The sequence below is a fragment of the Streptomyces sp. ISL-11 genome, from assembly GCF_018614525.1.
In the GTDB taxonomy this organism is placed as follows: domain Bacteria; phylum Actinomycetota; class Actinomycetes; order Streptomycetales; family Streptomycetaceae; genus Streptomyces.
This window is the reverse complement of the sequence record NZ_JAGGOL010000060.1, coordinates 1-12,994: the sequence shown is the minus strand read 5'-3', so window position 1 is coordinate 12,994 and position 12,994 is coordinate 1. Positions and strand designations below refer to the sequence as shown.

The window sequence follows — 12,994 nt, the reverse complement described above, 5'->3', positions numbered from 1 at the left end:
GCCGTGCCGGGCCGCGGCGGCGGTTTCCCGGCGGCGCTGCCGCCCGCCCTGCTCGCCGCACTCGCCTTCTCGCTCGTCGCCGCGGCACTCGACGGCGTGGTCCGCGTCACCGCCGAGCGCCGCTCCCCGCGCGTGGCCTGGGACGGCATGCTCCCCGGCGCGCTGCTGCCGGTGCTCGTCCACGGGCCGACCGGGCTGATGACGGCGGTGCTCTGGCGCAGCTCCTACGGGCCGGCCGCGGCGCTGCTCGTCCTGCTGCCGATGTCGGTCTCCGCCTGGTTCCTGGACCGCTACGAGCGCGAGCGCGCCGCACACCAGGCCACGATCCGGGCCCTGGTGCAGGCCGTCGACCTCAAGGACCGCTACACACGTGGGCACAGCGAGCGCGTGGGGCGTGCCTCGGTGCTGATGGGCCGCGAACTGGGCCTGGCGGGCGAGCGGCTCGAAGCGCTGCGCTTCGCCGGCATCCTGCACGACGTGGGCAAACTCGGCGTGCCCACCCGCCTGTTGCGCAAGGACGGCCCGCTCACCCCCGATGAGCGGCGCGTGATCGAGCTCCATCCGGAGTACGGGCACGAGATGGTGCGCGGCATCGGGTTCCTGGACGAGGCCCGGGCGGCGATCCTGCACCACCACGAGCGGCTCGACGGCACCGGTTATCCCTACGGGCTGAAAGGTCGTCAGATTCCGGAGTTCGCCCGGATCGTGGCCGTCGCCGACGCGTTCGACGCCATGACCTCCACCCGCAGCTACAGCCGCGCCCGCCCGGTGCCGACCGCCCTCGCCGAGCTCCACCGCTGCGCGGGCACGCAGTTCGACCCCCGCATGGTGGCCGCGCTCGCGTCCGCGCTCGACCGGCACGGCTGGCACCCCGGCGTCACCTCCGAGGGCGCCGAGCTCACGGATTGCATAATTCTACCCAGCGGAAACGTCCCTTCTGTGCGGAATTCGGTCACGGGAGCGACCGTTCACGGGGGTGAGGGATGACGGCACGGCCACCGGGCACCCTCGCCGTCCGCGTCCTGCACGCCGCCGCCGGGGCCGTCGCCCTGGCCGGACTCGTCTGGACCGCCTGGCACGGCGTCGTCCAACCCCAAGTTGCCCTCGCCTGCGGGAGCTTGATCGCCCTCGGCGAGGCGGCCCGGCGCGACCGTGGAGCGTCCGGCGCCGAGGCACGCGAGACCGCGCCCGTCGGCGCCGCGGGTGCCCTCGCCTACGCGCTGCTCGGCGAGGTCGGCGGGCAGCCCACCGCGCACGGCGTGCCGCAGGTCGTCTCCGTCGTCCTCGCCGCCACCCTCGTCGGCGCCCTCGGCCGCCCGCCCGCCCGCGACCACCTCGCCCGCCGCCTGCTGACCACCGGCTTCGCCGCCACCTGCTTCCAGCCCCTGCACAACACCGGTGCCCTCGACCGGTGGCCCGGCCACAGCCCGTACTACGCGCCCTTCCTGCTGCTCCTGCTGGTCCTCACCGCCCTGTGCGACGCCGTCCTCGCCGCCACGCTCGCCCGCGCCCGGGGCGGCGGCCCCTACGGCCCCGCGCTCCGCGACGAGCTGCGCGCCCTGCCCGGCATCGGCACCGCGATCTGCGCGACCGGCGTCGTCATGGCGCTGGCCGTGGCCGTCGCCGGGCTGTGGGCGCTGCCCGTGTTCTGCCTGCCCCTGCTGCTCACCCAGCTGTCCTTCCGCCGCTACACGGCCGTACGGGCCACCTGCCACCAGACGATCGCCTCCCTGGCCCGCTCCACCGAGATCGCCGGGCACACCCGGGCCGGGCACGCCCGCCGGGTCGCGGCCCTGAGCCGGGCCACCGGGCGCGAGCTGGGCCTGTCCGAGGCGGACCTCACCGTTCTGGAGTACGCGGCACTCATGCACGACATCGGCCGGCTCTCCCTCGTCGACCCCGTGCCCGCCGGTGCGGCCGAGCTCCTCCCGGCCGCCGAGCGGCGCCGCATCGCGCTGCTGGGCGGCGCCGTGGTCCGCCAGACCGGGGTGCCGGCCGACGTCGCGGTGGTGGTCGAGCGGCAGGCGGACCCGTACCGCGAGCAGCCGCTCGCCGCCCGCATCGTGCGCACCGTCAACGCCTTCGACGACCTCACGGCCGACCTGGTCTGCGGCCCGCTCCTGGCGCTGGAACGGCTGCGCCTGGCCACCGCCCGTGACCACGACCCGCACGTGGTGGAGGCCCTGGGCCGGGTGCTGGCGCGCGGCGGCCCCGCGCGGTCCACGGACCCGTAGGAGTCCGGGCAAAACCGGAGTAGGCGGCTGAACCCACGGGTAATGAGCGGGCGTCCAAAGGGGCATGGTTGGATGCGAAGAGAAAGACATGCGGAACGAAGAACGTGGACTTCGGGGGGTGTCGGCCGCGCCGCCGTCGGCAAGGAGGAGTGGTGGGCGCAGCTTCCCGGCGCACATGAGATGTGGCAGGTTGTCCGTCAGGGAGGACGGCGGCCGTCACCTGGGTCATCCGGCGTGGTCGCACGCAGAAACCGGCAGGCGGGAATCGTGAGGATCTTCGGCAAGGTACGGCATCGGCCTTCCGCCTCGTGGCGGCAGGCCACCGACCGTGCGTTCACTTTGATCGGCGACGGCCGGTACGAGGACGCGGGCGCGCTGCTGACCCGCGCCGCCGACATGGAGCCGTGGCTGTCGGAGTCGTGGTTCAACCTCGCCCTGCTGCACAAGTTCCGCCACGACTGGGAGCAGGCCCGCGCCGCGGGGCTGCGGGCCGTGGCCCTGCTGGACCGCGAGGCCGGCGCCCCCGACTGGTGGAACGTCGGCATCGCCGCCACCGCCCTTCAGGACTGGCCGCTGGCCCGCCGCGCCTGGCAGGCGTACGGGCTGCGGGTGCCGGGCGAGGGCAGCCCGGCCGGCGAGCCGGTGGGCATGGAGCTGGGCAGCGCGGCCGTGCGGCTCTCGCCCGAGGGCGAGGCGGAGGTCGTGTGGGGCCGCCGGCTCGATCCGGCCCGGATGGAGGTGCTCTCCATCCCGCTGCCGTCCTCCGGGCGCCGCTGGGGCGAGGTCGTGCTGCACGACGGTGTCCCGCACGGCGAGCGCGTCACCGCCGCCGGGCCGTCCTATCCCGTCTTCGACGAGATCGAGCTGTGGGCCCCCTCGCCCGTCCCGACCTGGGTCGTGCTCCTGGAGGCCGCCACCGAGGCCGACCGGGACGCCCTGGAGCGGCTCGCGGCCGACGCGGGCTTCGCCGCCGAGGACTGGTCCTCCTCGGTGCGACTGCTGTGCCGCACGTGCTCGGAGAGCCGGATGCCCAGCGACGAGGGCGACGGCGAGCACCTGGACCCGCACGACCACAGCGAGCCGGGCCACCCGGGGCCGCTGGGCCACCGCACGGCCGGTTCGGGGTCGCTGTGGGTGCCCGAGCGCGAGTGCGGGATCGCGGCGCCGGCCGGGCTCGTACGGGGCCTGCTGGACGGCTGGGTCGCCGACAGCCCCGATACGCGCGAGTGGCGCGATCTGGAAGAAGTCTGCTGACGGGTCCACGCGGCCGCCCTTACCCTGTACAGGCATCCTTTTGGGTTTTAAGAGAGGCATAACGGCGGACATGGCGCAGCAAGAGACTGAGCAGCCGGTGAACGACGGGTTCATCGTGGACACCGAGGACTGCGAGGAGCGCGAGCTCGCGCACCGCGAGCGCGGCACGTCCCGCCCGATCACGGTTGTCGGCAATCCGGTGCTGCACCGGGAGTGCAAGGACGTCACCGTGTTCGACGAGGAGCTCGCGCAGCTCATCGACGACATGTTCGCCAGCCAGAAGACCGCCGAGGGCGTGGGTCTCGCCGCGAACCAGATCGGTGTCGACCTCAAGGTCTTCGTCTACGACTGCCCCGACGACGAGGGCGTCCGTCACACCGGCGCGATCTGCAACCCGGTCCTGGACGAGCTCCCCGCCGACCGCCGGGTCCTGGACGACTCCAACGAGGGCTGCCTGTCGGTCCCGACCGCCTACGCCTCCCTCGCCCGCCCCGACTACGCGGTGGTGCGCGGCCAGGACGCGAAGGGCAACCCCGTCGCGATCGAGGGCACCGGCTACTTCGCCCGCTGCCTGCAGCACGAGACCGACCACCTCTACGGCCGGCTCTACATCGACCGCCTCTCCAAGCGCGAGCGCAAGGACGCCCTGCGGCAGATGGCCGAGGGCACCCCGCGCTATGAGGTCGTCCCCAACGACTGAGCGGACCGGTACGGAGATCTCCGGGGTGTGCGAGGGCGCGTGAGGCCCTCAGGCGCCCCGGAGGTCCGATGACAGCCCGGCGCGCGGCCGCGCCGCCGGGCCGCTGAGTTCGGGGCTGGCCGTCAGGATGCCCGACTGGATGCGCCGGATCCTGGGCGAGGGCTCGATGCCGAGGTCGTCGCGCAGGGCCTCGCGCAGCAGGTGGTAGATCTCCAGTGCCTGGCCGACGCGGCCCGATCGGTAGAGCGCGATCATGTACTGGGCGTGCAGGTTCTCGTGCGTGGGGTACTGCGCGACCAGCGAGCCCAGCTCGAAGAGCAGCTCGTGGTGCAGGCCCAGCCGGAGCTCCGTCTCCACGCACTGCTCCAGCGCGGTCAGCCGCCGCTCCTCCAGCCCGGCGACGGCCGCCTGGAGCTGGGGGCCGGGGCGTACGTCCACGAGCGTGGGCCCGCGCCAGAGGCCGAGGGCGGCCCGCAGCACCGTCGACAGGCGGCGGTCGTCGCCCGCGGCCTGGGCCAGGCGGGCCTCCTCCAGCGACTCCTCCAGGGACGCCAGGTCCAGCGCGCCCCGCGCCACGCGCAGCCGGTAGCCGAGCGGTCGCGTCGCGAGCGTGTGCTTGGCGGCCTCCAGGGAGCCGACGGACGGCGCGGCGGCGAGGGCCTGACGGAGGTGGAAGACCCGCGTGTGCACGCTCTGCACGGCGCTTCTGGGGGCTCCGGAGGGCCACAGCTCGTCGAGGCACGCCTCCAGTGGCACGGGCGAATTGGCGTTGACCAGCAGCAGGGCCAGCAGCTGCCGGGTCTTGGGGGCGGTGGGAAGTTCGACCGCGCCGTCGTCCCAGGCCGTGAGCGGCCCGAGGACGGCGAACCGGGTCGAATCCCCGGACCGAGGAGCGGCATGGCCGACCAAGGGGATCTCCACTTGCGGGGTGTGGGGGGAAAAGCCGGGAACTGCCCGATTCCGTACCTTGAAACCGCCTAGGCGGTTTGTTTCCTTGTGGGAACCTTAGTCAGCCGACGCTCCCCGGGCCACCGGAACGCCTCGTGATCCTTTTCATGGATCGCTTCGCGCACGACGGGGTACACGCCTCGGCCTCCCCGGACCCGATACGGGCCCGCCGCCGGTCGTAATCCAAAAAGTAGGGAACCGTTAGGCCCTGCTGATTCGCTGGGCCCACCGTCCGCACCGAGCGCATGCACGCACCGAGCGCATGCCCGGACGGAAGGGGAGGCCCTGCCGATGCCCGACTGTCTCGTCATCTTCGACTGCGACGGCGTACTCGTGGACAGCGAGGTGCTCAGCGCCCGGGTGATGCGCGAGATGGCGGCGGAATCGGGCCTGGCCATAGCCCACGAGGACGCCCTCCCGCTGATACGGGGGCGCAAAGTCGCGGAATGGGTCGCGGAGTTGGCCGCCGCGCTCGGCCGCCCCCTGCCGGACACCTTCATTCCGGAGTTCCGCCGGCGCACGGCCCTCGCCTTCTCCGCGGAACTGCGGGCGGTGCCGCACATCGAGCAGGTCCTGCTCACCCTCCCGCTCCCGTACTGCACGGCGTCGAGCGCGCCCGCCGAGAAGATCCGCCTCACGCTCGGCCTCACCGGCCTGCTGCCGTACTTCGAGGGCCGCGTCTACAGCGCCTACGAAGTGGGCGCCTGGAAACCGGACCCCGGACTCTTCCGCCACGCGGCCGCGGACATGGGGACGGCCCCGGGGCGGTGCGCGGTCGTGGAGGACAGCGTGGTCGGCGTCCGGGCGGGGGTGGCCGCCGGCATGACCGTCTTCGGGTACGCGCCGCACGGCAGCGGCACGGACGCGGCGCTGGGCGCGGCCGGCGCCATCACCTTCCCCTCGATGGAGCGGCTCCCCGCCCTGCTCGACGCGTGGCACGCGACGGCGGCGCGCCGGACCGGCGGCGGGAGAAGGGCCGCCTCTTAGCCGAGGCCGCCTCCACAGAGCCCAGAAAGGGTCCACAGCACGTGCTGAGCATCCTCGAACAACTCCAGCAGACCAACCCGTCCGCCGAGATCTGGTGGGACTCCTCGCCCCTGGACTTCCCCCGCTGGCGCGGCGCCTTCCTCGACCGGGCGCCGGACGAGACCGCACACGGGCGCTGGGCCGCCCAGCTCGACCGCTTCCTGCTCCCCGGCCGCCCCACCGGCTCGCTCGTCCGCGGTGTCACCACCAACCCCTCCCTGGTCGCCAAGAGCGTCCTGGCCGCCCCCGACCTCTGGGCGGCGGAGATCAGGGAACAGATCCGATGTCAGAAGTCACCCGGCATCGAGGAGACCTTCTCCCTCCTCTACCAGGAGGCCGTGAGCCGCGCGGCGGCCGCGATGCTGCCCATGTGGCAGGAGACCGACGGGCGGTACGGCTGGGTCTCCGGCCAGCTCGACCCGCGCCACATGTTCGACGCCGGCCGCATGCTCGACCAGGCGCTCCGGCTCGCCCGGACGGCACCGAACCTCATGGTCAAGGTGCCGGGAACCCGCGAAGGGTACGAGGTCGTACGCGAGTTGGTCGCCCGCGGCATCTCGGTCAACAGCACCCTCTCCTACACCGTCCCGCAGTTCGTCACCTGCGCCCGGGCCGTGCGGGCGGGCCTGGCGCAGGCGCGCCGGCAGGGCGTGGACACCTCGCGGTGGCGGGCCGTCTTCACCCACATGATCGGGCGGTTCGGCTCCCAGGGCGATCTGGAGGCCGAGGCCGCCACCCGGGGCATCGCGCTGAGCCCCACCGAGGTCCGCTGGGCGGAGATCGCGGTGGCCAAACGCATCCACCGGATGATCCAGGAGGACGGAATCCCGGTGAAGATGCTCCTGTCGAGCCTGGAGGCCGACGACCCGGACCGGGGCATGACCTCGCTGAGCATGCACCTGGAACAGAGTGCCGGCGGCGCCGTCGCCTACACCTGCAAACCCCAGTTCATCGCCGACATCATGCGCCGCGACGGCGAATTCCGCGGCTTCGACCCCCGGGCGATCGACCGGGACGTCCCGCCGGCCGTCCTGGAGAAGCTGATGCGGCTGCCCTCCTTCCACCGGGCCATCACGCCCCACGGCATGGCCCCCGAGGAATTCGCCAGCTACGGCTCCTTCGTGACGACGTACAGCGAGGTCATCCGGAACACCCGGCGGCTGATCGACTTCGTGGCGCACCAGCTGGAGCTGTCACCGCCCCGGGAGGACGCGCTCCTGGTGACCGGATCCCTCGGATAGCCGGGAAGAGCCCGCGGGCCCATTCGACCGCACGACGAAACCCCAGGAGAACGCGTACATGCACACATCAGTCGCCCTGTGGAGTCATCCACGGTCGATGTCGACGGCACTGGAGCGCTCGTTCATGGAACGCGGCGACTTCAAGGTGTTCCACGAAGCCTTCGCCTACGTGTACTTCATGCACGAGGAACGCGCCGACATCCCCCACAAGAATCCCGACCCGGCCCATCCGCGGACCTATCCGGACGTGAGGGAAATGATGGAACGGGCCCGCCCGGAGCGGCCCGTCTTCCACAAGGACTTCCCCTATCACGCCCTCGACCACCTGCTGGCGGACCCGGAGTACCTGCTCGGGCAGGTGAACACCTTCCTCATCCGGGACCCGGAGGAGGCCGTGCTCTCGCACGCCACCGTCCACCCCGGCGTCACCCGCGAGGTGCTCGGCTACCAGCAGCTCGCGCGGCTCTTCGACGCCGTCCGCGAACTGACCGGGATGACCCCGACCGTCATCAACGCGGCCGACCTGGCCCGTGACCCCGGCGGCACCATCGCCGCCTACTGCGACGCGGCCGGCATCCCCTTCGTGCCGGAAGCACTCACCTGGTCCGCGGGCGAACGCGCGGAATGGTCGACCTGGAGCGGCTGGCACACCGACGTCACCTCCAGCAGCGGATTCCAGCGGCCCGAGCGCAAATACCGCTTCTCCTACGAGGAAGCGCCGCACCTGCGCGCATTCGCCGACTACTGCCGGCCCTTCTACGAACACCTCGACCGATTCCGGATCCAGCCGGCCATGGAGGCAGCACAGTGAGCACCAGCAAGGTCATCGTCACCGGCGGCGCCAACGGAGTGGGCCGGGCCCTGGTACGCCGGTGCCTCGACGACGGCATGACCGTCATCGCCTGCGACGTCGACGAGCCGGCACTCAAGGCACTCGCCGACGAGCACGCCGGGCGCCCGCTCGACACCCACGTCTGCGACGTCGCCGACCACGCCGCCTGCGACGCGTTCATGGACCGGGTACTCGCCGACCACCCCGATGTGGACGGCCTGGTCAACAACGCCGGCCTCTACCTCGGACAGCCGGTCTGGGACTACGACGACGCCACGATGGACCGCGTCGTCGACGTCAACGTCAAGGGCCCCATCTGGCTCTCCCGCCGGTTCGCCGGGCACCTGCTGCCCCACGAGCGGCGCGGCGCCATCGTCAACCTGGCCTCCGTCGCCGGCGAGGTCGGCAGCTCCGACGCGCTCTACGGCACCGTCAAGGCCGGCGTCATCGGACTCACCAAGTCCAACGCGATGAACTTCGCCCCGTACATCCGCGTCAATGTCGTCTCGCCCGGCCTCATCGTCAATACCGCGATAGCCGACCGCATTCCCGACTACCGGTACGCCGAGTACAAGCGCCAGGAACAGCTCGACGGGGACATCCTTCCCGAGGACGTGGCCAATGTCTGCGCCTATCTGCTGAGCGACGCGTCGAAGACGCTGACCGGGGCGCTGCTGCGCGCCGACAACGGCTGCTATCCGCGCTGAGTGAGGACGCGTGTACGGGGCAAGGAGTGACGTGGGCGGGAATCGAAAGGGAGCGGAGCCGTTGACGAAGAGCATGGCCGGGAAGGCCACGGCCGAAGAGAGCGGGACCGGGAAGAAGCCCCTCATCATGCTGCTGGGCATGGGTGACCTGTCGTCCCGGGTGCTCAACATGCTGCTGGCCGACCCGGCCACCAACCGCGTGGTACTCGCCGGGCGCGACGTCGAGGCGGCCCGCAGGCGGGGCAACCTGGCGCGCTTCACCGCCACCAACCTGGGCCTGATCGGCGAGGTCGACGCGGTCCACATCGACCTCTACGACGTCGACGCCACGGCGGAGACACTCGCCCGGGTGCGGCCGGACATCATCTTCATGGGCGCCTCGCTCCAGTCGTGGCGCGTCATCACCGCGCTGCCCAAGGAGACGTTCGAAGAGCTCGACGAGGCCCAGTTCGGCCCCTGGCTGCCGATGCACCTCACGCTCAACCACCTCCTGATGCGGGCGGTACGGGCGTCCGGCACCGGGGCCCGGGTGGTCAACGCGGCCTTCCCCGACGCGGTCGGGCCCGTCCTGGACAAGGTCGGCCTCGCACCGACGATCGGCGTGGGCAACGTCGCCAACATCGTCCCCGCCCTGACCTACGGCTTCGCCCACCTCCTCGGCACGGACCCCGCCGACGTGGAACTGCGGCTGGTCGCCCAGCACTACTTCAGCCACTACGTGCCCCGGTTCGGCGATGCCGGGAAGGGCGCGTACCACCTCAGCGTCCGCTCCGGCGGTGTCCCGGCCGGCGAGGACATCGACCACACGGCGGTGTTCGCCCGGCTGGACGGCCCGCTGAAGCGCCTCGGCGGCATCGACGGGCAACTGCTCACCGCCTCCTCGGCGGCCCGGGTCGTCATCGGCATGGCCACGGACAGCGGGATCCTCGCCCACGCGCCCGCCCCCGCCGGCCTGCCGGGCGGCTACCCGGTCCGGGTGGGCGCCGACGGCGGCACGGTCGATCTCGACCCGTCCCTCCCGCTCGACGAGGCCGTCCGCCTCAACGAGGTCTGCCAGCGGGCCGACGGCATCGAGCGGATCGACGACGACGGCACGGTGACCTTCACCGAGCCCGAAATGGCGGTCATGAAGCGGATGATCGGCTACGAGTGCCGCACCATGAAACTCGACGACGCCGCCGGCTGGGCCGAGGAACTCGCCGCGAAGTACCGGGACTTCCGCAAGCAATTCGTCTGACCCACGGCATGTGCGGCGGCACCGGTGACCGACCGCCGGGACGCTCCGCATTCTCCCTCCGCAATGACCCTCCGACCAGAAAGACGACCATGACGGAAAGCACGACGGACTTCGCGGCCGGCGCCACGATATCCGGGCAGGTGACACCGGAGGAGTACACGGGTCAGTACAAGCCGACACTGGTGGACCGCTGGGACGAACTCATCGACTGGGACCGCCGGAAGGCGAGCGAGAACAACTTCTTCGTCGAGCTGCTGAAGGAGGCCGAGGCCCACCGGATCCTCGACGCGGCGGCCGGCACCGGTTTCCACTCGGTCAGCCTCGCCGAGGCGGGATTCGAGGTGACGGCGGTCGACGGCAGCGAGGAGATGCTCAAGCGGGCGGCGGCCAACGCCCGCCGGGAAGGCCAGAGCTTCGAGATCGTCCACACGGACTGGCGCGGGCTCGGGGAGAACCTGGGCGGGCGCTACGACGCCATCGTCTGTCTCGGCAGCTCCTTCCCGCACCTCTTCCACGAGGCCGACCGCCGGGCGGTGCTCGCCGAGTTCTACGCGGCGCTCAACCCCGGCGGCATGCTCATCCTCGACCACCGGAACTTCGACGCCATCCGCGCCCACCGCTACCGCAGCAGCGGGAATTTCTACTACTGCGGCACCGGTGCCGATGTCTCGGTGGCCCACATCGACGAGCATCTGTGCCGGTTCCAATACGACTTCCCCGACGGGGAGACGTACCACCTGGAGGTCTATCCGCTGCTCAAGGACGAACTCACCGGACTGCTCCTGGCGTCGGGCTTCGACACGACGCAGACGTTCGGTGACTTCCAGGAAAAGTTCGACATCTTCGCGTCGGACTTCATCATCCACGTGGCGCGGAAGGCATGAGCGACACCATGACGGCGGGCCGGCGGCACACCGGCCCGCTGGGCGGCTTCGTCATCACGGTACTGCTGACGAGTTTCGTCGCGGCGACGTACGGATTCGGTTTCTACCTGTTCTCCCAGATCGTCACCGACATGCGGAGCGATCTCGGCTTCGGCTACACGGCCGTGGGCACCATCACCGCCGCCGGGCAGCTCGGATTCCTGGTCTTCGCGATGATCGGGACCTGGCTCTCGGGCCGGATCGGCGGCGGCCAGGTGACCATCGGCTCGGTGGCCCTGTGCGCCGTGTGCCTGGTCCTGCTGCCGATGACCGACAGCATCCTGCTCATCGGCATCCTGCTCACGGTCCTCGGCGGTACCGCCGCATCGGTGTACGTGCCCCTGGTCGAGATCGTCGGCCGGGTCATCGACTACAAACACCGGGGAAAGGTGCTGGGCCTGGTCTCCAGCGGCACCAGCTACGGCGTCTTCGTCAACAGCCTCCTGGTGCCGTCCTTCGTGGAGGACGACAACTGGCGCGGCCTCTGGTACGCGGTCGGCTTCGGCACCCTCATGGTGACGGCCGTCGCGACCCTCACCTTCTGGCGGCTCGGGCTGTTCCGCCCCGACCCCGCGGAAGAGGAGGAGCGGGCGGAAGAAGGCGAGAACGGCCGGGAGGGCGGAAAGCAGGGCGCGTTCTCGGGCGTGCGCATGGTTCTCGTGCGCTGGGTGGTCATCATCTGGGTCATCAAGTTCATGAACGGCTTCGCCTTCATGCCCTTCCAGAACTACCTCTCCCCGTATCTCCGCGAGGGCCTGGGATTCGACATCGACTTCGCGGCCCAGGTGTGGGGCGTGATCGGCGTCATCGGCATGTTCTCCGGATTCGCCGTGGGCTGGCTCTCCGACAAGATCGGTGTACGCGCGTCGCTCCTCATCTGTTACGGCTGTTTCTTCGTCTCGTCCATGCTCCTGGTGCTCGCGCCGGTGGGTTATCTGCCCATGGTCTCGGGCGTGTTGTTCGCCGTCGCCTTCTACCCGATCTACGGTCTGGTGCCGGCGTACGTGTCCAAGACGGCCAAGGGAACGGCCGCCACGGTCATCTTCGGCGTCACCAATGTCGTGCAGGGCGTGGGCGGAATCGCCGGCAATTACACCGCGGGCGCACTCAAGAACCTCACCGGCGACTTCATGTGGTACTACGTGCTGATCGCGTTCGCGACGGTGGCCCTGGGCGTACTGACGCTCCAACTTCCCCCGGAAGGCGCGGACGACAGCACGGCCGGCAAGAAGGTCCGCCCGGAACCCGGCGGACGGCAGCCGGTCGAGCCCGAGGACAAGAGCCTCATCGGCGCCCAGCACAAGCACCGCACAGGAGGTGCCGAATGACCCACGACCGGCCCTGCACCTGCGGGCCGGGAGCCACCGTATGGCTGACCGGCCTGCCCAGTGCGGGAAAGACGACCGTCGCGGGCGCGCTGGCCGACCGGCTGCGCGCGGACGGACGCCGGGTCGAGATCCTCGACGGCGACGAGATCCGCGCCTTCCTCTCGGCCGGCCTGGGCTTCTCCCGCGAGGACCGCGACACGAACGTGCGGCGGATCGGACTGGTCGCGGAGGTACTGGCGCGCAACGGCATCACCGTGCTCGTACCGGTGATCGCGCCGTACGCCGACGCACGCGAAGAGGTCCGCCGCCGCCACGCCCGCTCCGGCACCGGCTACCTGGAGGTGCATGTGGCGACGCCGGTGGAGGTGTGCTCGGTGCGGGACGTGAAGGGCCTGTACGCGAGGCAGGCGGCGGGGGAAATCTCCGGGCTGACGGGGGTCGACGACCCGTACGAGATGCCCGTGGACCCGGACGCGCGGATCGCGGCGCACGAACTGAGCATCGACGACTCGGCGGACGCCCTGTACGCGCTGCTGGGAGAAAGGGGGCTGCTGTGAGTGTTCG

13 protein-coding genes are annotated in these 12,994 nt (G+C 71.2%); 12 read left to right on the top strand and 1 reads right to left on the bottom strand.

The genetic code is table 11. From position 1 onward, the window contains the following. From J7E86_RS14085 to def, 4 genes are all read left to right on the top strand, one after another. A partial coding sequence (locus J7E86_RS14085) for an HD-GYP domain-containing protein (RefSeq protein ID WP_215081988.1) occupies positions 1-987 on the top strand: 987 nt, incomplete at its 5' end. Beyond that, on the top strand, positions 984-2,234 hold the full coding sequence (locus J7E86_RS14080) for an HD-GYP domain-containing protein (RefSeq protein WP_215081987.1): 1,251 nt from the start codon (positions 984-986) through the stop codon (positions 2,232-2,234). The genes J7E86_RS14085 and J7E86_RS14080, both read left to right, overlap by 4 nt. Before the next feature lie 267 nt (positions 2,235-2,501). Continuing rightward, positions 2,502-3,488: a hypothetical protein gene (locus J7E86_RS14075; RefSeq protein WP_215081986.1), complete on the top strand. Its 987-nt coding sequence runs from the start codon at positions 2,502-2,504 to the stop codon at positions 3,486-3,488. A gap of 70 nt (positions 3,489-3,558) precedes the next feature. After that, entirely contained in the window at positions 3,559-4,188 is a 630-nt protein-coding gene (gene def / locus J7E86_RS14070) for a peptide deformylase (protein ID WP_215081985.1), read from the top strand. A gap of 48 nt (positions 4,189-4,236) precedes the next feature. Here the strand turns inward: def and J7E86_RS14065 are convergent, their stop codons facing one another. Beyond that, positions 4,237-5,109, bottom strand: a complete 873-nt coding sequence (locus J7E86_RS14065) for an AfsR/SARP family transcriptional regulator (RefSeq protein WP_215081984.1) — start codon at positions 5,107-5,109, stop codon at positions 4,237-4,239. Between the two features lie 318 nt (positions 5,110-5,427). Between J7E86_RS14065 and J7E86_RS14060 the strand changes: the two genes are divergently transcribed. The 8 genes from J7E86_RS14060 (at position 5,428) to cysC (ending at position 12,987) form a co-directional block, all read left to right on the top strand. Continuing rightward, entirely contained in the window at positions 5,428-6,123 is a 696-nt protein-coding gene (locus J7E86_RS14060) for an HAD family hydrolase (RefSeq protein ID WP_215081983.1), read from the top strand. 41 nt (positions 6,124-6,164) lie between these two features. Continuing rightward, complete coding sequence (locus tag J7E86_RS14055; protein ID WP_215081982.1) at positions 6,165-7,403, top strand: transaldolase family protein; 1,239 nt, start codon at positions 6,165-6,167, stop codon at positions 7,401-7,403. Positions 7,404-7,461: 58 nt separating this feature from the next. Further along, positions 7,462-8,214 (top strand): hypothetical protein, encoded by a 753-nt coding sequence (locus J7E86_RS14050; RefSeq protein ID WP_215081981.1) that lies wholly within the window; start codon positions 7,462-7,464, stop codon positions 8,212-8,214. Beyond that, complete coding sequence (locus J7E86_RS14045; protein WP_215081980.1) at positions 8,211-8,942, top strand: SDR family NAD(P)-dependent oxidoreductase; 732 nt, start codon at positions 8,211-8,213, stop codon at positions 8,940-8,942. The genes J7E86_RS14050 and J7E86_RS14045 overlap by 4 nt, the downstream gene beginning before the upstream one ends. A gap of 61 nt (positions 8,943-9,003) precedes the next feature. Further along, a complete protein-coding gene (locus J7E86_RS14040) occupies positions 9,004-10,179 on the top strand; it encodes a hypothetical protein (protein ID WP_215081979.1) in 1,176 nt (391 codons plus the stop codon). A gap of 89 nt (positions 10,180-10,268) precedes the next feature. Next, the gene (locus J7E86_RS14035) at positions 10,269-11,063 is read left to right on the top strand and encodes a bifunctional 2-polyprenyl-6-hydroxyphenol methylase/3-demethylubiquinol 3-O-methyltransferase UbiG (protein WP_215081978.1); all 795 of its coding nucleotides are present in this window, start codon (positions 10,269-10,271) and stop codon (positions 11,061-11,063) included. Further along, positions 11,060-12,430 (top strand): nitrate/nitrite transporter, encoded by a 1,371-nt coding sequence (locus J7E86_RS14030; protein ID WP_215081977.1) that lies wholly within the window; start codon positions 11,060-11,062, stop codon positions 12,428-12,430. The genes J7E86_RS14035 and J7E86_RS14030 overlap by 4 nt, the downstream gene beginning before the upstream one ends. Then, entirely contained in the window at positions 12,427-12,987 is a 561-nt protein-coding gene (gene cysC / locus J7E86_RS14025) for an adenylyl-sulfate kinase (RefSeq protein ID WP_215081976.1), read from the top strand. Before J7E86_RS14030 ends, cysC begins: the two co-directional genes overlap by 4 nt. Positions 12,988-12,994 lie beyond the last annotated feature (7 nt).

What these genes read in the sequence shown, in the direction of transcription:
- J7E86_RS14080 (WP_215081987.1), top strand. Translation starts at nt 984, where the DNA reads ATGACGGCACGGCCACCGGGCACCCTCGCCGTCCGCGTCCTGCACGCC.
- def (WP_215081985.1), top strand. Translation starts at nt 3,559, where the DNA reads ATGGCGCAGCAAGAGACTGAGCAGCCGGTGAACGACGGGTTCATCGTG.
- J7E86_RS14060 (WP_215081983.1), top strand. Translation starts at nt 5,428, where the DNA reads ATGCCCGACTGTCTCGTCATCTTCGACTGCGACGGCGTACTCGTGGAC.
- J7E86_RS14050 (WP_215081981.1), top strand. Translation starts at nt 7,462, where the DNA reads ATGCACACATCAGTCGCCCTGTGGAGTCATCCACGGTCGATGTCGACG.
- J7E86_RS14035 (WP_215081978.1), top strand. Translation starts at nt 10,269, where the DNA reads ATGACGGAAAGCACGACGGACTTCGCGGCCGGCGCCACGATATCCGGG.
- J7E86_RS14030 (WP_215081977.1), top strand. Translation starts at nt 11,060, where the DNA reads ATGAGCGACACCATGACGGCGGGCCGGCGGCACACCGGCCCGCTGGGC.
- cysC (WP_215081976.1), top strand. Translation starts at nt 12,427, where the DNA reads ATGACCCACGACCGGCCCTGCACCTGCGGGCCGGGAGCCACCGTATGG.